Below are 17,955 nucleotides of genomic sequence, written 5' to 3' on the forward strand. Positions count from 1 at the left end.
ATGTTTTCACGCTCACCGCTGTCGCAGTCCAGCCCTCCCGCGCCTTTCTACGAAAAGGTGAAGCAGGCCATCAGCGAAAAAATCGCAACCGGCGTCTGGCGGCCGCACGATCGCATTCCGTCCGAGGCCGAACTGGTCGCACAGTTTGGTTTTAGCCGAATGACCATCAACCGGGCGCTGCGCGAGCTGACCGATGAGGGCCTTCTGGTGCGTCTGCAGGGGGTCGGAACCTTCGTCGCGGAGCCGAAAGGGCAATCGGCGCTGTTTGAGATCAGAAGTATTGCCGATGAGATAGCCTCGCGAAACCATCAGCACCACTGTGAAGTGCTGGTGCTCGAAGAGACACAGGCCAGCGCTGAGCAGGCCGTGGAGCTGAATGTCAAAGAGGGAAGCCGCATCTTTCATTCCGTGATGGTGCATTATGAAAACGACATCCCGGTGCAGATTGAAGATCGCTGCGTGAACGCCGATCGGGTGCCCGAGTACCTGGATCAGGATTACACCCAGACCACGCCGCATGCCTATCTTTCGCTCATCGCGCCGTTGACGGAAGGGGAGCACATCGTGGAAGCGGTTCGCGCTACGCCGCAGGAGTGCGAACTGTTGCGGATCAAAGAGCACGATCCTTGCCTGCTCATTCGTCGCCGTACCTGGTCTTCGTCGCATATTGTGTCGCATGCCAGACTGCTGTTTCCGGGAAATCGATACCGGCTGCAGGGCCATTTCATGTCGTAAGGGTCATACGTTTTAAAAGCGTGATAGCTAACGCAATATAACAAAATTGTATCTTTTTTGTTAAATCCGACCTTGTGTGTGCTTGTCTATACAAGTATATCTGAATACATCATCTGTCCCGTATGAGGAGCACACAATGTCGTCAGGTAAATACCGCCAGCAGGATGTCCGCGCCGCGCGCGGCACCACACTCACCGCCAAAAGCTGGCTCACCGAAGCCCCGCTGCGCATGTTGATGAATAACCTCGATCCTGAGGTCGCGGAGAACCCCCACGAGCTGGTGGTGTATGGCGGCATAGGCCGCGCCGCGCGCAACTGGGAGTGCTATGACGCGATTGTTGAATCCCTGACTCATCTGGAACATGACGAAACCCTGCTGGTGCAATCCGGCAAACCGGTCGGCGTGTTCAAAACCCACAAGAATGCACCGCGCGTGCTGATCGCCAACTCTAACCTTGTCCCGCACTGGGCGACCTGGGAACACTTTAACGAGCTGGACGCCAAAGGGCTGGCGATGTATGGCCAGATGACGGCGGGAAGCTGGATCTACATCGGCAGTCAGGGGATTGTGCAGGGCACCTACGAAACCTTTGTGGAAGCCGGTCGTCAGCACTATAACGGTTCGCTGAAAGGTCGCTGGGTACTGACCGCCGGTCTTGGGGGAATGGGGGGCGCACAGCCGCTGGCCGCGACCCTTGCTGGTGCCTGCTCCCTGAACATCGAATGTCAGCAGAGCCGCATAGATTTCCGTCTGCGTACCCGTTACGTCGATGAACAGGCTGAAAACCTGGATGACGCGCTGGCACGCATCAAAAAATACACGTCAGAAGGCAAAGCGATGTCGATTGCGCTCTGCGGCAACGCGGCTGACATTCTCCCTGAACTGGTGGCCCGTGGCGTACGCCCGGATCTCGTCACCGACCAGACCAGCGCGCACGACCCCCTTCACGGCTACCTGCCATCGGGCTGGACGTGGGAAGCGTACCAGCAAAACGCCGAAAGTGACCCGGAAGGCACGGTGCTCGCCGCTAAACGTTCCATGGCGGAGCACGTGAACGCCATGCTGGCCTTTAGCCAGATGGGCATTCCGACATTTGATTACGGCAACAATATTCGCCAGATGGCGAAAGAGATGGGCGTGAGTAACGCCTTCGACTTCCCGGGGTTTGTGCCTGCCTATATTCGCCCGCTGTTCTGTCGCGGTATTGGCCCGTTCCGCTGGGTGGCCCTGTCCGGCGACCCGGAGGATATCTACAAAACTGACGCCAAAGTGAAGGAGATCGTCGCCGACGACGAACATCTGCACCACTGGCTGGATATGGCTCGCGAGCGCATTAACTTCCAGGGCTTGCCGGCGCGGATCTGCTGGGTCGGGCTGGAGTGGCGACAAAAACTGGGTCTGGCCTTTAACGAAATGGTGCGCAGCGGTGAAGTCTCCGCGCCGATTGTTATCGGACGCGACCATCTCGACTCGGGCTCTGTTGCCAGCCCGAACCGTGAAACCGAAGCCATGCGCGACGGCTCCGATGCCGTGTCCGACTGGCCACTGTTGAATGCCTTACTGAATACCGCCAGCGGGGCGACCTGGGTGTCGCTGCATCACGGTGGTGGCGTAGGAATGGGCTTCTCCCAGCACTCGGGAATGGTCATCGTGTGTGATGGTACGGATGAAGCGGCAGCGCGTATCGCTCGCGTGCTGCATAACGACCCGGCAACCGGCGTAATGCGCCACGCGGATGCCGGTTACGAGATTGCGATTGAATGTGCCAAAGAGCAGGGCCTGAACCTGCCGATGATCCCTGCCACACAAGGAAAGCATTAATGAACGCCTTAACCCTCACTCCCGGCTCACTGACGCTCAAACAGCTGCGTAACGTCTGGCGTCAACCGGTCACGCTCTCACTTGATGAAAGCGCCCACGCCGCGATTAACGACAGCGTTGCCTGCGTTGAAGCCATTATTGCCGAAGGACGTACCGCCTACGGCATCAACACCGGATTTGGTCTGCTGGCGCAGACGCGTATCGCCACGCACGATCTGGAAAATTTACAGCGCTCGCTGGTGCTTTCGCATGCGGCGGGTGTCGGTCAACCGCTGGATGATGACATTGTCCGCCTGATGATGGTGCTCAAAATCAACAGTCTGGCGCGTGGGTTCTCCGGAATTCGCCTCAGCGTGATCGAGGCGCTGATGGCGCTGGTGAATGCGGAGGTCTATCCGTGGATCCCGGCAAAAGGTTCCGTCGGTGCATCCGGCGATCTTGCGCCGCTGGCTCATATGTCGCTGCTGCTGCTCGGTGAAGGTCAGGCTCGCTGGAAGGGCGAGTGGCTCCCTGCGAAAGAGGCGCTGAAAAAAGCCGGGTTAACCCCGATAACGCTGGCGGCGAAAGAAGGGCTGGCGCTGCTTAACGGGACCCAGGCCTCGACGGCGTTTGCGTTGCGTGGTCTGTTTGAAGCCGAAGATCTTTTCGCCTCCGCGGTCGTGTGCGGTGCGCTGACCACCGAGGCGGTGCTTGGCTCACGTCGTCCGTTTGACGCCCGTATCCACGAGGTGCGCGGCCAGCGCGGGCAGATTGACGCCGCGGCGATGTACCGTCACCTGCTGACCGAGACCAGCGATATTGCAGACTCTCACCATAACTGTGACAAGGTACAGGATCCGTACTCGCTTCGCTGTCAGCCCCAGGTGATGGGAGCCTGTCTGACGCAGCTGCGCCACGCGGCAGAAGTGCTGCTGGTGGAGGCGAATGCGGTGTCTGATAACCCGCTGGTGTTCGCTCAGGAAAACGAAGTGGTCTCCGGGGGAAATTTCCACGCCGAGCCTGTGGCGATGGTGGCGGATAATATCGCGCTGGCGATTGCGGAAGTGGGGGCCTTATCCGAACGTCGCATCGCGCTGATGATGGATAAACATATGTCCCAGCTGCCGCCGTTCCTGGTCCGCAACGGCGGGGTTAACTCCGGTTTTATGATTGCCCAGGTGACGGCCGCGGCGCTGGCGAGCGAGAACAAGGCCCTGTCGCATCCGCACAGCGTGGACAGTCTGCCAACGTCAGCGAACCAGGAGGATCATGTCTCGATGGCCCCGGCCGCTGGGCGTCGTCTGTGGGAGATGGCCGCCAACACCCGCGGCGTGCTGGCGGTGGAATGGCTGGCCGCATGTCAGGGCGTTGATCTGCGTGAAGGTCTGAAGTCCAGCCCTCTGCTGGAACAGGCGCGTCATCTGCTGCGTGAACAGGTCGCGCATTACGATGATGACCGTTTCTTTGCGCCGGATATTGATAAAGCGATCGCGCTGCTGGAGAAGGGAAGCCTGGTGGGCTTACTGCCTTCGGTGCTCTAAGATTTGCCCGGTGGCCCGGACACGTTCAGGCCACCGGTTTTTTTACGAATACATTGCCGTGATCGATGCGCTACCCAGCGAATGAAAATGGACGTTAAAGCCGACCATTGCGCCACTCGCACCCTCATCCACCTCAATCTTGTCCACATCCAGCGCGTGAACCGTGAAGATATAGCGGTGCGTTTCCCCTTTTGGCGGCGCGGCGCCACCGTAACCCGCTTTGCCAAAATCGGTTCGGGTCTGGATAGCGCCTTCAGGCAGCGCCACCAGGTCAGAGCCGGAACCTTGCGGCAGAACGCGCGTATCCGCAGGCAGGTTCGCCACTATCCAGTGCCACCACCCTGAGCCTGTAGGGGCATCCGGGTCATAGCAGGTGACAACAAAGCTTTTGGTTCCCGCCGGAACATCGTCCCACGCCAGATGCGGAGAGATATTATCCCCCTGATAACCCATGCCGTTAAAAACGTGGCGTTCAGGCAGTTTTTCCCCGTCGCGCAGATCTTTACTGATGATTTTCATACGATTTACCTCGGTACCCGATTATGCAAAAAGTGTAATGCATAAACAGAGTACCGACGTTAACGCTCAGGGTTAAATCGCAAAATGTGCGGGAATGTTAACGGCGTCAACTACCGCAGCCGTTAACTGACGTAGCTGAGCCGGCGAGATAACATAAGGCGGCATCAGATAGATAAGCTTGCCGAAAGGACGCACCCACACTCCCCGTTCCACGAAGAAACGCTGCAGCGCCGCCATGTTAACCGGATGGGTGGTCTCAATCACGCCGATGGCACCCAGCACGCGCACATCCGCCACGAATTCAGCCGCTGACGCTGCGCTCAGCTCCTGGCGAAGCTGCGCTTCAATCGTCGCGACCTGCGTTTGCCACTCGCCGCTCTCGAGAATGGCCAGGCTTTCGCTCGCCACCGCGCAGGCCAGCGGGTTGCCCATAAACGTCGGGCCGTGCATAAAGCAGCCTGCGTCGCCGTCGCTGATGGTGTCGGCAACGTGGCGCGTTGTCAGCGTGGCGGACAACGTCATGGTGCCGCCGGTCAGCGCTTTACCCAGACACAGAATATCCGGTGCGATCCCCGCATGCTCGCAGGCGAACAGCTTGCCGGTGCGGCCAAAGCCGGTGGCGATCTCATCGGCAATCAGCAGAATGCCTTCGCGATCGCACATCTTACGAATGCGCGTCAGCCATGCCGGGTGGTACATCCGCATCCCGCCTGCACCCTGCACAACCGGCTCAAGAATAACGGCGGCAATCTCATGGCGGTGGGCAGCCATCAGCCGCGCAAAACCGACCATGTCCATTTCATCCCACTCCCCATCAAAACGGCTTTGCGGTGCCGGGGCAAAGAGGTTCTCTGGCAGATAGCCCTTCCACAGGCTGTGCATGGAGTTATCCGGATCGCACACCGACATCGCGCCGAACGTGTCGCCGTGATAGCCGTTGCGGAAGGTGAGGAACCGCTGGCGGGTCTCACCTCTGGCGTGCCAGTACTGCAGCGCCATTTTCATCGCCACTTCCACGGCAACAGAGCCGGAATCTGCAAGGAAAACGCACTCCAGCGGGGCCGGGGTCATCGCGACCAGACGCCGGCAAAGGTCAACCGCGGGCTGATGGGTGATACCGCCAAACATCACGTGCGACATCTGGTCAATCTGCGCTTTCATCGCCGCATTCAGACGCGGGTGGTTATACCCGTGAATAGCCGCCCACCAGGATGACATGCCGTCCACAAGCGACTCACCGCTGCTCAGGGTCAGTTCGCACCCGTGAGCCGAGGCGACCGGGTAAACGGGTAGGGGGCGGGTAGTGGAAGTGTAAGGGTGCCAGATATGCTGCTTGTCGAAGGCGAGATCGTCCTGGGTCATAATCGACTTGTAAACCATTTTGAAAAGTTTTAGGTTTACGAGTATAAACCGATCTGAAAATTAACAAAACCCTTTGGAGAAGCCCCATGGCTCACCACGCACGCTGGACGATGTCGCAAGTTACTGAATTATTCAATAAACCTTTCCTTGAGCTGATGTTTGAAGCCCAACAGGTGCATCGTCAGCACTTCGATCCACGCCATGTGCAGGTCAGTACGCTGCTGTCGATCAAGACCGGCGCATGCCCAGAAGATTGCAAATACTGCCCGCAGAGTGCGCGCTATAAAACCGGGCTTGAATCTGAACGACTGATGGAAGTGGAGCAGGTGCTCGACTCCGCCCGTAAGGCGAAAAATGCAGGCTCAACCCGATTCTGTATGGGCGCGGCATGGAAAAACCCGCACGATCGCGACATGCCGTATCTGGAGCAGATGGTGAAAGGGGTGAAAGAGATGGGGCTGGAAGCCTGCATGACCCTTGGCACGCTGAACGAAGAGCAGGCGCAACGCCTTTCCGCAGCAGGGCTGGATTACTACAACCACAACCTCGACACCTCCCCTGAATTTTACGGCAATATCATCACCACGCGGACCTATCAGGAGCGTCTCGACACCCTGGATAAAGTGCGTGACGCCGGCATCAAAGTCTGTTCAGGCGGGATTGTGGGACTGGGTGAAACGGTGAAAGACCGTGCGGGTCTTCTGCTGCAGCTGGCGAACCTGCCCACGCCGCCGGAAAGCGTGCCGATCAACATGCTGGTGAAAGTTAAAGGTACGCCACTGGCGGATAACGAAGACGTGGATGCATTTGATTTTATCCGCACCATTGCGGTGGCGCGTATCATGATGCCGACCTCCTACGTGCGCCTCTCGGCGGGTCGTGAGCAGATGAGCGAGCAGACGCAGGCGATGTGCTTTATGGCCGGGGCCAACTCCATCTTCTACGGCTGCAAACTGCTGACCACCCCGAACCCGGAAGAGGACAAAGACGTCCAGTTGTTCCGCAAGCTGGGGCTGAACCCGCATCAGACCGACGTCCTGACGGGGGATAACGAGCAACAGCAGCAGCTGGAGCAGCAGATTTTCAACGCCGATACTGACCAGTTCTACAACGCGGCAACCGTATGACCTGGCAGGCACGTATCCATTCTGCGCTCGAAGAACGGCGGGCGGCAGATGCTTTTCGCGTTCGCAACGTGGTAGAAAACGGCGCAGGCCGTTTTCTCACCCGCGAGGGCCGGCAGTTTTGCAATTTCTCCAGCAATGATTATCTCGGGCTGAGCCAGCACCCGGCAATCGTCAGCGCCTGGCAGCAGGGGGCGGAGCGGTTTGGCGTCGGCAGCGGCGGCTCGGGGCATGTCAGCGGCTACACCACGGCGCATCAGGCGCTGGAGGAGGCCCTTGCCGACTGGCTGGGGTATCCGCGTGCGTTGCTGTTCATTTCAGGTTTTGCCGCCAACCAGGCGGTCATCACCGCGCTAATGGGCAAGGACGACCGCATTGTTGCCGACCGCTTAAGTCACGCCTCGCTGCTGGAAGCGGCAAGTTTAAGCCCTGCGCAGCTCCGCCGCTTTGCCCATAACGATGCGGCTCAGCTTGCTGGTCTGCTCGATAAGCCCTGCACCGGACAGCAGCTGGTGGTCACAGAAGGGGTGTTCAGCATGGACGGCGACAGCGCACCGCTGCGTCCGCTGCATGAGACGGCGCAGCGACAAAACGCCTGGCTGCTGGTTGATGATGCGCATGGTATTGGCGTGATGGGTGAGGAAGGGCGCGGTAGCATCCATCAGCAAAACGTGAAGCCGGAACTGCTGGTGGTGACTTTCGGGAAAGGTTTTGGCGTGAGCGGGGCGGCTGTGTTGTGCAGCGAGTCTGTCGCCGACTATCTGCTGCAGTTCGCCCGTCATCTCATTTACAGCACCAGTATGCCGCCCGCACAGGCCGTGGCGCTGTCTGCATCACTGGCGGTGATCCGCAGCGCTGAAGGTGCGGAACGACGGGCGCGTCTGGCGGAACATATCCGGCGTTTTCGCCAGGGGTTACGCCATCTTCCGTTCCAGAGCACCGATTCGCAGAGCGCAATCCAGCCGGTGATGGTGGGGGAAAACGGTCAGGCTCTCACGCTGGCGCAGACGCTTCGCGAGCGGGGGATATGGGTGACGGCTATTCGTCCACCAACCGTACCGCCCGGCACTGCCCGACTGCGTCTGACGCTCACGGCGGCGCACGAAGCAGAGGATATCGAGGCACTTCTGGAGGCGCTGCATGACACCCGTGAATAAACAGGCGATCGCGGCGGCATTTGGCCGGGCCGCGCGCAGCTATTCGCAGCACGATGAACTCCAGCGTCAGAGCGCGCAGGGTCTGCTTGCTTTACTCAACGAGACCCGGTTCCCTCAGGTGCTGGACGCCGGGTGTGGGCCGGGTGCTAATAGCCGACACTGGCGTGCGGCCGGCAGCGAGGTGACGGCTATCGATCTGTCGCCCGATATGCTCGAGGAGGCCCGTCAGCAGCAGGCCGCGCACCACTATCTGGTTGCCGATATTGAGTCCATTCCGCTGCCGGATGCGCGGTTTGATCTGGTCTGGAGCCATCTGGCGGTACAGTGGTGCAGTAGTCTCCCGCAGGCATTAAACGAGCTTTATCGCGTGGCACGCCCGGGCGGATGCGTGGCCTTCACCACGCTGCTGGAAAGCTCTTTACCGGAGCTCAATCAGGCGTGGAAAGCGGTGGATGAACAACCTCACGCTAACCGTTTTTTGCCGCACGAGCAGGTCATCCACGCGCTGGCGGGATGGCGCTATCGCTGCGCTGAGCAGACCATTACGCTGAATTTCGACGATGCCTTCAGCGCCATGCGCTCCCTGAAGGGCATTGGCGCGACCCATCTGCATGCGGGGCGTGAAAAGAAACCTCTTACCCGCGGCCAGTTGCAGCGTCTGGAGCTGGCGTGGCCGCAGCAGCGGGGGCAGTTCCCGCTCTCATATCAACTTTTTCATGGGATTATTGAACGTGACTGAACGTTATTTTGTCACCGGAACAGATACCGAAGTGGGCAAGACGGTTGCCAGCTCAGCGCTGCTGCAGGCGGCGCGCATGCAGGGAAAAACCACCGCCGGATATAAACCTGTCGCCTCCGGCAGCGAGATGACGGCGCACGGGTTACGCAATACCGACGCGCTGGCGCTCCAGCGCAACAGCACGCTTGAACTTGCCTATTCAGCGGTGAATCCGTACACCTTTGCCGAGCCCACCTCGCCGCATATTATCAGCGCCGATGAAGGTCGCCCGATTGATTTTGCCGTGCTTTCTGCCGGGTTACGCGCCCTTGAACGCCAGGCTGACTGGGTGCTGGTGGAGGGCGCCGGTGGCTGGTTTACGCCACTTTCGGCGGACCAGACCTTTGCTGACTGGGTGCAAATCGAGCAGCTGCCGGTAATTCTGGTGGTAGGGGTCAAACTCGGCTGTATCAACCATGCGATGCTGACTGCCCAGGCCGTTCAGCAGGCCGGGCTGCGCCTGGCCGGCTGGATAGCCAACGACGTGGTTGCGCCGGGCAGGCGACATCAGGAGTATCTGGCAACGCTGAAGCGGGTGCTTCCTGCGCCGTTTCTTGGGGAGATCCCGTGGCTGGCTGACACTGCCGGGTGCGCTGAAACCGGGCATTACCTCGATCTCAGCGTCTTGCCTCCAGCGACATCCAGTGGGCGATAAGCTCGTCATCCAGCTCGTTAACGTGGCCCTGGGCCACGTTACGCCCGCGATACAGCATGCAAAAGCGCTCCGCGACCCGGCGGATAAACGACAGCTGCTGCTCAGCTAACAACACCGTCATTCCCAGTTCCCGGTTTAACCGCACCAGCAGCTGGCTCAGCTTCTGGGCGAAGCTGTGGCCCGCGCCATGCATCGGTTCATCCAGAATCAGCATCCGCGGACGGATGACCAGCGCATTGGCCAGCGCCAGCTGATACTGGTCGTCTGGCGAAAGCGTGTTGGCCCGGGTTTGTCGCAGCGCATAGAGTTCCGGAAAGAGGTCGTAAACGTCACTTTTCGCTTCAGGGTCAGGCTTCCCTGTCGCCCGCATGGCGATATGCAGATTTTCATCAATGGTTAACTGGGAGAAAATCCGCCTGTCCTGCGGGACATAGCCTATTCCCGGACCAGCGAAGGGTTCTGGCGTCTGGCTAAGCAAATCTCGCGGCGGTGCACCGGCTTCGTGCCAGATGATGGTGCCGCTGTCGACAGGCACTTTCCCGGCGATGCAATTCATCAGGGTCGTTTTGCCCATCCCCGGCAGGCCAACAACGCCTGTACACATGCCTTTGGGAAAATCTAAATCCACGTTCCATAGCGTATGTTGGCTTCCGTAAAACTGGTTAACTGCACGCAGACTCAACATCTTTCTCTCCTTAAAAATCTGTGTGGATGAGGCTCATTGTGGGATGTGCAAAACTCCTGCCAGAAACCCTAAATTGATTAAAAAAGAGACTTTTTTAGGAATTTGTCCTGGATAAGCGGTGTGTGATTACCCCCTTTGCACATCCGCGGTGCCGGACGTGATGAGTTGTGGTGCAGGGTTAAAATGGTGGAAATGTGAGCAAGATCGCATCGGTTGGTTATGAATGACACAACTGTTTATCAGCAAAAAATAGCTATAAAAAATTTTTGCTGCCGTTTCGTGGGAAAAGTCGGGAATTTGCTGAGCGGCGGTCTGCACGGGCTGGAAGCAGTTATCCACTATTCCTGTGGATAACCATGTGCATTAGAGTTAGAAAACACGCGATAAGCGAGAGAAGACGCGGGTTACGACCAAATTGGCGCGAAACGCGGCTTTAGAAAATATCGCTTAATATTTAATTGGTTAGATAAAAGCAATTGCCGTAATGAAAGTGTCACCTGTTGCCATAAAACTATCATTACCTGGCTTGACAAATGTTAAAAAAGAAAAAGTTCTGGGGATAACCCGTCCTGACTGGTGTTTTATGTTGTCACGGTCCAAATTTTGACCGCTATCGCGCTAATCACCCTGCCGGTACTCTAAATATCCTGACATGCTACTGGTTTTTCATCCAGTGTTTTTTACTGGCATTCCTGGCAGCAACGAGTAAAATTACTCACCTGCCGCTTATAACGTCATCAGGTTGTCGCCCATGAGTAAACCGTTCAAATTGAATTCTGCATTCCGTCCTTCCGGCGATCAGCCTGAGGCGATCCGACGTCTCGAAGAGGGGCTGGAAGATGGGCTGGCGCACCAGACGCTGCTGGGGGTAACGGGTTCGGGCAAAACGTTTACCATTGCCAACGTTATCGCCGATCTGCAGCGCCCCACGATGGTGCTGGCCCCAAACAAAACCCTGGCCGCTCAGCTTTACGGCGAGATGAAAGAGTTCTTCCCGGATAACGCCGTTGAATATTTTGTCTCCTACTACGATTACTACCAGCCTGAAGCGTATGTCCCGAGCTCTGACACCTTCATTGAGAAAGATGCCTCGGTGAACGAACACATTGAGCAGATGCGTCTGTCGGCGACGAAGGCGCTCCTTGAGCGTCGCGATGTGGTGGTGGTGGCGTCAGTGTCGGCTATCTACGGTCTGGGCGATCCGGATCTCTATCTGAAGATGATGCTGCACCTGACCCAGGGGATGATCATCGATCAGCGCGCTATTTTACGCCGTCTGACAGAGCTGCAGTACACCCGTAACGATCAGGCGTTCCAGCGCGGTACCTTCCGCGTGCGCGGCGAGGTGATTGATATCTTCCCGGCAGAGTCGGACGATATCGCCCTGCGCGTTGAGCTGTTTGACGAAGAGGTTGAACGCCTGTCGCTGTTTGACCCGCTGACCGGCCACGTCGAGTCGGTCGTTCAGCGCTATACCATCTACCCGAAAACGCACTACGTGACGCCACGCGAGCGTATCGTGCAGGCGATGGAAGAGATCAAAGTTGAGCTGGCAGACCGCCGTAAGGTGCTTCTGGCGAATAATAAGCTGCTGGAAGAGCAACGCCTGAGCCAGCGCACCCAGTTTGACCTGGAGATGATGAACGAGCTGGGCTACTGCTCCGGTATCGAAAACTACTCACGTTTCCTCTCCGGGCGTGGTCCGGGCGAGCCACCGCCGACGCTGTTTGATTATCTGCCGGCAGACGGTCTGCTGGTGATCGACGAATCTCACGTGACTATCCCGCAAATTGGCGGGATGTATCGCGGTGACCGGGCGCGTAAAGAGACGCTGGTGGAGTATGGTTTCCGTCTGCCATCGGCGCTGGATAACCGTCCCATGAAGTTTGAAGAATTTGAGGCGCTGGCACCGCAAACCATCTACGTCTCGGCTACGCCGGGCAACTACGAGCTCGAAAAATCGGGCGATGAGGTGGTTGACCAGGTGGTGCGTCCGACCGGGCTGCTGGATCCGATTATCGAGGTGCGTCCGGTCGCCACTCAGGTTGACGATCTGCTGTCAGAAATCCGTATCCGCGCGGCCATCAACGAGCGCGTGCTGGTAACGACGTTGACCAAGCGCATGGCGGAAGATCTCACCGAGTATCTTGAGGAGCACGGTGAGCGGGTGCGTTATCTGCACTCGGATATCGATACCGTCGAGCGTATGGAGATCATCCGCGACCTGCGTCTGGGCGAGTTTGACGTGCTGGTGGGTATCAACCTGCTGCGAGAAGGCCTGGATATGCCAGAAGTCTCGCTGGTGGCGATTCTGGATGCCGACAAAGAAGGCTTCCTGCGTTCTGAACGCTCCCTGATCCAGACCATTGGCCGTGCCGCGCGTAACGTTAACGGTAAAGCGATCCTTTACGGTGACAAAATAACCCCGTCAATGGCGAAAGCAATTGGCGAAACGGAGCGTCGTCGTGAGAAACAGCAGCGTTACAACGAAGAGCACGGCATTACGCCGCAGGGCCTGAACAAGAAAGTGGTGGATATTCTGGCGCTGGGTCAGAACATTGCGAAGACCAAAGCGAAAGGGCGCGGGAAGGCGCGTTCAGTGGTTGAGCCGGATACCGTCGAGCTGACGCCAAAAGCGCTGCAGCAGAAAATCCACGAACTGGAAGGGCAGATGATGCAGCATGCGCAGAACCTCGAATTCGAAGAGGCCGCGCAAATCCGCGACCAGCTGCATCAGCTGCGCGATCTGTTTATCGCCGCCTCCTAGGTAAAAGCAAAATGACAGCCGCAGGCTGTCATTTTTTTAGTGGTTGCACTCTCCCGTGGGAGAGTGGTCGGGTGAAGGCTAATCTCTATCCCAGGTCCTGAATCGCCTTCTCCAGCGCTTCACGCAGCAGGTGACGGTCGTGGCGATATTTGATATCGCTCGCTTCCAGCGGCTCCTGCACCACTACGCGATCGCCAATCCCTGATACATCAACTTTCGGGCCGACCACTACGCCATCGATGATTTTCTTCCCGACGTACTGCTCCATCAGATTCAGTTTATCCGCCAGCGACAGGCTGGCCGCCGCCGGGCTCAACTCACGGCCTAAATTGCCGATGTAAACCATGGGGGCGGGCGTTCTGCGCAGGGCCTGTGCCAGCTCTTTGACCAGTAAAATGGGCATCAGACTGGTGTAAAAACTGCCCGGCCCAATCAAAATCAAATCCGCTTCGCCGATGGCCTCAATGGCTTCACGCGTGGCGGGCACGCTTGGGTAGGTCATCAGCTCTTTTGGCGGCACGGTAAGCTGGTCGATGTTCACTTCGCCATAAACCTCGTGCCCTTCCGCATCGATCGCCATTAAATCGACCGGTTGTTCGGACATTGGGATCAGGAACGCGTCAACCTTGAGCAGGTTTCGGATCAAATTGATGGCTTCCAGCGGGCGCACTGACAGGTGATCCAGCGCTTTAAGCATCAAATTTCCAAGGTTATGCCCGGAAAGTTCGCCGTTACCGCCAAAACGGTACTCAAACATCGCCGAAGCGACGCTCGGCTCGGTAATTAACTGATTCAGACAATTACGCATATCGCCCCAGGCGATACCCCCTTCCGCGCGTCGAATACGCCCGGTGGAGCCGCCATTATCCGTGGTTGTCACTATCCCTGTCAGCCTTGAGCCAAGTGAAGACAGAGAAGACATCACTCGCCCCAGACCATGGCCTCCGCCAAGAGCGACAACACGGTCAAGATCCGCAAAAGTGCGATTGCGCATACACATTCCTTATCACGTTCGATCTGCGTAACACTACCCTAACTACCCCTAAAAGACGATGCCTCACCCGGCGCAAAATGACGTATATCAATGTGAATATGCTGTTTTTAGGTATTCTGTAGCGAAAATACACGATTATGTCGTTATGTATATTGTTATATAGCGTTAAGTGATAATGGCGAAGGGGAGATTTCCGCGCTACTATCGCCATAACCACGTTTTCAAATTTGAAAACATACACTCGAGCCCTGGCGCCTGTGTCGAAAGATATGGCGTCCTGGCCGTGGCGAATATGCCACCAGGGTACAGAAAGAAATGACTGTGCCTCCCGTCTCTGGAAAGGTGTACATGGCTTCACAACTTACTGATGCATTCGCGCGTAAGTTTTTTTACTTACGTCTGTCGATTACCGATGTGTGCAACTTCCGTTGCACCTACTGCCTGCCCGATGGCTACAAACCGGGCAGCGTCACCAATAACGGCTTTCTCTCCGTGGACGAAGTGCGCCGCGTCACGCGCGCATTCTCTGAACTCGGCACGGAAAAGGTCCGCCTGACCGGAGGGGAACCCTCTCTGCGTCGTGACTTCCCCGATATCATTGCTGCGGTGCGTGAGAACGATCGTATCCGTCAGATTGCGGTCACCACCAACGGGTACCGTATGGCTCGCGACGTTGCGGCCTGGCGCGACGCGGGCTTAACCGCCATCAACGTCAGCGTGGACAGCCTCGATGCCCGCCAGTTTCATGCCATTACCGGCCAGGATAAATTCCGCCAGGTGATGGATGGAATTGACGCGGCGTTCAGTGCCGGGTTCCAGAAGGTCAAAGTCAATACGGTGCTAATGCGTGACGTCAACCATCACCAGCTTGATACCTTCCTGGCGTGGATCAAATCCCGCCCCATCCAGTTGCGTTTTATCGAGCTGATGGAAACCGGCGAGGGCAGTGAGCTGTTCCGTCGGCATCACATCTCCGGGATGGTGTTGCGTGATGAGCTGCTGAAACGCGGCTGGATCCACCAGATCCGTCAGCGCAGCGACGGCCCGGCGCAGGTCTTTTGTCACCCGGATTACGAAGGGGAAATCGGGCTTATCATGCCGTATGAGAAAGACTTCTGTGCCAGCTGTAACCGTCTTCGCGTCTCCTCCGTTGGTAAGCTGCATCTGTGCCTGTTCGGGGATGGCGGTGTCGACCTTCGCGATCTGCTGGCGGAAGACGCCCAACAGGCCGCGCTTGAAGCGCGGATTTCTGAAGCTCTGACGCACAAAAAACAGACCCACTTCCTGCATCAGGGCAACACCGGCATTACTCAGAACCTGTCCTACATTGGCGGGTAATCAGGCTTAAGAAGGAACCAGAAGATGAGTCAGGTTAGCGCGGAATTTATCCCGACACGCATTGCTATTCTTACCGTTTCCGACCGCCGCGGTGAAGAGGATGACACCTCCGGCCACTGGCTGCGCGATGCGGCACATGATGCCGGGCACAGTATTGTTGATAAGGCGATCGTGAAAGAGAACCGTTATGCCATTCGTGCACGGGTCTCTCAGTGGATTGCCAGCGATGAGGTGCAGGTGGTGCTGATCACCGGTGGCACCGGTTTTACCACAGGCGACCAGGCTCCCGAGGCGCTCGTCCCGCTGTTTGACCGGGAAGTGGAAGGCTTTGGTGAAGTGTTCCGCATGCTCTCGTTTGAAGAGATTGGCACCTCCACGCTGCAGTCGCGTGCGGTGGCCGGTGTGGCGAACGGCACGTTGATTTTTGCCATGCCAGGCTCGACAAAAGCGTGTCGCACCGCGTGGGAAAATATCATTGCGCCGCAGCTGGATGCCCGTACCCGTCCGTGTAATTTCCATCCCCATTTAAAGAAATAAGTTATGTCGCAACTGACCCACATTAACGCCGCTGGCGAAGCACATATGGTGGATGTCTCCGCCAAAGCCGAAACGGTGCGTGAAGCGCGTGCTGAAGCCTTCGTGACCATGTTGCCAGAGACCCTGGCGATGATTATTGACGGCAGCCATCACAAAGGCGACGTCTTTGCCACCGCCCGCATCGCCGGGATCCAGGCTGCGAAACGCACCTGGGACTTAATTCCGCTCTGCCACCCGCTGATGCTGAGCAAGGTGGAAGTCAACCTGCAGGCGCAGCCGGAGCACAACCGCGTGCGCATCGAATCGCTCTGCCGCTTAACCGGGAAAACCGGGGTTGAGATGGAAGCCCTGACGGCGGCCTCTGTCGCCGCGTTGACTATCTATGACATGTGCAAAGCGGTGCAGAAAGATATGGTGATTGGCCCGGTTCGTTTGCTGGCGAAAAGCGGTGGCAAATCCGGTGATTTTAAGGTGGACAGCCATGATTAAGGTGCTCTTTTTTGCTCAGGTCCGCGAGCTGGTGGGCACCGACAGCCTGACGCTTGATGCCCCGTTTGACACCGTTGCCGACCTGCGTGCGCATCTTGCCGCGCAAAGCGACCGCTGGGCGCTGGCGCTGGATGAAGGCAAGCTGCTGGCCGCGGTTAACCAGACGCTGGTGGAGCTGACCCATCCGCTGACGACCGGGGATGAAGTGGCCTTCTTCCCGCCGGTGACAGGGGGCTAAGATGGCTGAAACCCGAATTCTGGTAGGTCATGATCGTTTCAGCGTTGGTACAGAATATGACTGGCTGGCAGAGCGTGACGAAGACGGTGCGGTTGTCACCTTCACCGGTAAAGTGCGTAACCATAATCTCGGCGACAGCGTAAAGGCGCTGACGCTGGAGCACTATCCGGGCATGACGGAGAAATCCCTCGCGGAGATCGTTGAACAGGCGCGTGGCCGCTGGCCGCTCGGGCGAGTGACGGTTATCCACCGTATTGGTGAAATGTGGCCTGGCGAGGAAATCGTTTTTGTCGGCGTGACCAGTGCCCACCGTAGTAGTGCGTTTGCAGCAGGGGAGTTCATTATGGATTACCTCAAAACCAAAGCGCCATTCTGGAAACGTGAAGCGACGCCGGAAGGCGACAGGTGGGTTGAGTCGCGTGACAGTGACAAAGAAGCCGCCAGTCGTTGGTAGTCGGTTTGCGTGAATGTGTTAGTCTTAACGTGTGTGTCTACTTAATCAGGAGTGAATCATGGACCGATTTCCGCGTTCCGATTCAATAGTACAGCAGACCCGTACCGGGCTGCAGACGTATATGGCTCAGGTTTATGGCTGGATGACGGTCGGTTTACTGCTGACCGCCTTTATCGCATGGTATGCAGCCAACACGCCTGAGCTGATGATGTTTATCTTCTCAAGCAAAATCACCTTCTTTGGGCTGATCATCGCGCAACTGGCGCTGGTCTTTGTTCTCTCCGGCCTGGTGCAGAAGCTGAGCGCCGGAATGGCGACCACGCTGTTTATGCTCTACTCGGCACTGACGGGGCTAACGCTCTCCAGCATCTTCATCGTGTATACCTATTCCTCCATCGCCAGCACGTTTGTGGTCGCTGGCGGGATGTTTGGTGCGATGAGCCTCTACGGCTACACCACGAAGCGTGACCTGAGCGGTTTCGGCAGCATGCTGTTTATGGGGCTGATTGGGATTGTGCTGGCGTCGCTGGTGAACCTGTGGCTGAAGAGTGAAGCGCTGATGTGGGCGGTGACCTATATCGGGGTGGTGATCTTCGTCGGTTTGACGGCCTACGACACTCAGAAGCTGAAAAATATTGGCGAACAGATTGACGTACGCGACAGCTCAAACCTGCGCAAATACGCGATTCTGGGCGCCCTGACGCTGTATCTGGACTTCATCAACCTGTTCCTGATGTTGCTGCGTATTTTAGGCAACCGTCGTTAAGGGTGTTTCCCTTAC

Annotated in this window: 18 protein-coding genes and 1 riboswitch; of the genes, 14 read left to right on the forward strand and 4 right to left on the reverse strand. The window is 57.5% G+C overall.

All coding sequences use genetic code 11. The annotated features are described in order from the left end of the window. The 3 genes from L462_RS20760 to hutH all read left to right on the forward strand — a co-directional run bounded on the left by L462_RS20760 (nt 1) and on the right by hutH (nt 4,077). Nucleotides 1-735 carry a histidine utilization repressor gene (locus L462_RS20760; RefSeq protein ID WP_014169210.1) on the forward strand — a complete coding sequence of 245 codons (735 nt, stop codon included), beginning with the start codon at nt 1-3 and terminating at the stop codon, nt 733-735. Nucleotides 736-871: 136 nt separating this feature from the next. Beyond that, entirely contained in the window at nt 872-2,557 is a 1,686-nt protein-coding gene (gene hutU, locus L462_RS20755) for a urocanate hydratase (protein ID WP_032677715.1), read from the forward strand. Beyond that, nucleotides 2,557-4,077 carry a histidine ammonia-lyase gene (gene hutH, locus L462_RS20750; protein ID WP_032677716.1) on the forward strand — a complete coding sequence of 507 codons (1,521 nt, stop codon included), beginning with the start codon at nt 2,557-2,559 and terminating at the stop codon, nt 4,075-4,077. Before hutU ends, hutH begins: the two co-directional genes overlap by 1 nt. Nucleotides 4,078-4,119: 42 nt before the next feature. On the opposite strand, the gene L462_RS20745 is transcribed toward hutH, so the two are convergent. Next, nucleotides 4,120-4,596, reverse strand: coding sequence for a kinase inhibitor (locus L462_RS20745; RefSeq protein ID WP_014169213.1), 477 nt, complete (start codon nt 4,594-4,596; stop codon nt 4,120-4,122). Nucleotides 4,597-4,668: 72 nt separating this feature from the next. After that, nucleotides 4,669-5,976, reverse strand: a complete 1,308-nt coding sequence (bioA, locus tag L462_RS20740) for an adenosylmethionine--8-amino-7-oxononanoate transaminase (RefSeq protein ID WP_014169214.1) — start codon at nt 5,974-5,976, stop codon at nt 4,669-4,671. Between the two features lie 68 nt (nt 5,977-6,044). Between bioA and bioB the strand changes: the two genes are divergently transcribed. From bioB to bioD, 4 genes are read left to right on the forward strand one after another with little or no spacing between them, the layout of a single operon-like run. Next, entirely contained in the window at nt 6,045-7,085 is a 1,041-nt protein-coding gene (gene bioB, locus L462_RS20735; RefSeq protein ID WP_014169215.1) for a biotin synthase BioB, read from the forward strand. Continuing rightward, nucleotides 7,082-8,239, forward strand: a complete 1,158-nt coding sequence (gene bioF, locus L462_RS20730) for an 8-amino-7-oxononanoate synthase (protein ID WP_032677718.1) — start codon at nt 7,082-7,084, stop codon at nt 8,237-8,239. Before bioB ends, bioF begins: the two co-directional genes overlap by 4 nt. Next, complete coding sequence (gene bioC, locus L462_RS20725) at nt 8,223-8,978, forward strand: malonyl-ACP O-methyltransferase BioC (protein WP_032677719.1); 756 nt, start codon at nt 8,223-8,225, stop codon at nt 8,976-8,978. Before bioF ends, bioC begins: the two co-directional genes overlap by 17 nt. Then, nucleotides 8,971-9,672, forward strand: coding sequence for a dethiobiotin synthase (gene bioD, locus L462_RS20720; RefSeq protein ID WP_032670604.1), 702 nt, complete (start codon nt 8,971-8,973; stop codon nt 9,670-9,672). Before bioC ends, bioD begins: the two co-directional genes overlap by 8 nt. Here the strand turns inward: bioD and L462_RS20715 are convergent. After that, entirely contained in the window at nt 9,635-10,357 is a 723-nt protein-coding gene (locus L462_RS20715) for an ABC transporter ATP-binding protein (protein WP_014169219.1), read from the reverse strand. The genes bioD and L462_RS20715 overlap by 38 nt on opposite strands. 751 nt (nt 10,358-11,108) lie before the next feature. Between L462_RS20715 and uvrB the strand changes: the two genes are divergently transcribed. Then, a complete protein-coding gene (uvrB, locus tag L462_RS20710; protein ID WP_020884934.1) occupies nt 11,109-13,124 on the forward strand; it encodes an excinuclease ABC subunit UvrB in 2,016 nt (671 codons plus the stop codon). Between the two features lie 85 nt (nt 13,125-13,209). On the opposite strand, the gene yvcK is transcribed toward uvrB, so the two are convergent. Next, complete coding sequence (gene yvcK, locus L462_RS20705; protein WP_020884933.1) at nt 13,210-14,118, reverse strand: uridine diphosphate-N-acetylglucosamine-binding protein YvcK; 909 nt, start codon at nt 14,116-14,118, stop codon at nt 13,210-13,212. A gap of 226 nt (nt 14,119-14,344) precedes the next feature. Beyond that, nucleotides 14,345-14,479, forward strand: a riboswitch (molybdenum cofactor riboswitch). On the opposite strand from yvcK, the gene moaA reads away from it, so the two are divergent. From moaA to L462_RS20675, 6 genes are all read left to right on the forward strand, one after another. Then, a complete protein-coding gene (gene moaA / locus L462_RS20700) occupies nt 14,467-15,456 on the forward strand; it encodes a GTP 3',8-cyclase MoaA (protein ID WP_032677720.1) in 990 nt (329 codons plus the stop codon). (Overlaps the previous riboswitch by 13 nt.) Nucleotides 15,457-15,480: 24 nt before the next feature. Then, entirely contained in the window at nt 15,481-15,993 is a 513-nt protein-coding gene (gene moaB / locus L462_RS20695; protein WP_020884931.1) for a molybdenum cofactor biosynthesis protein B, read from the forward strand. 3 nt (nt 15,994-15,996) lie between these two features. Continuing rightward, nucleotides 15,997-16,482, forward strand: coding sequence for a cyclic pyranopterin monophosphate synthase MoaC (moaC, locus tag L462_RS20690; protein WP_008501142.1), 486 nt, complete (start codon nt 15,997-15,999; stop codon nt 16,480-16,482). Then, nucleotides 16,475-16,720 carry a molybdopterin synthase sulfur carrier subunit gene (gene moaD / locus L462_RS20685; RefSeq protein ID WP_032677721.1) on the forward strand — a complete coding sequence of 82 codons (246 nt, stop codon included), beginning with the start codon at nt 16,475-16,477 and terminating at the stop codon, nt 16,718-16,720. Before moaC ends, moaD begins: the two co-directional genes overlap by 8 nt. A gap of 1 nt (nt 16,721) precedes the next feature. Then, on the forward strand, nt 16,722-17,174 hold the full coding sequence (gene moaE / locus L462_RS20680; RefSeq protein WP_014169225.1) for a molybdopterin synthase catalytic subunit MoaE: 453 nt from the start codon (nt 16,722-16,724) through the stop codon (nt 17,172-17,174). Between the two features lie 58 nt (nt 17,175-17,232). Continuing rightward, on the forward strand, nt 17,233-17,940 hold the full coding sequence (locus L462_RS20675; RefSeq protein ID WP_014169226.1) for a Bax inhibitor-1/YccA family protein: 708 nt from the start codon (nt 17,233-17,235) through the stop codon (nt 17,938-17,940). Nucleotides 17,941-17,955 lie beyond the last annotated feature (15 nt).

Source organism: Enterobacter sp. BIDMC 26 (assembly GCF_000534435.1).
Taxonomy (GTDB): domain Bacteria; phylum Pseudomonadota; class Gammaproteobacteria; order Enterobacterales; family Enterobacteriaceae; genus Enterobacter; species Enterobacter ludwigii.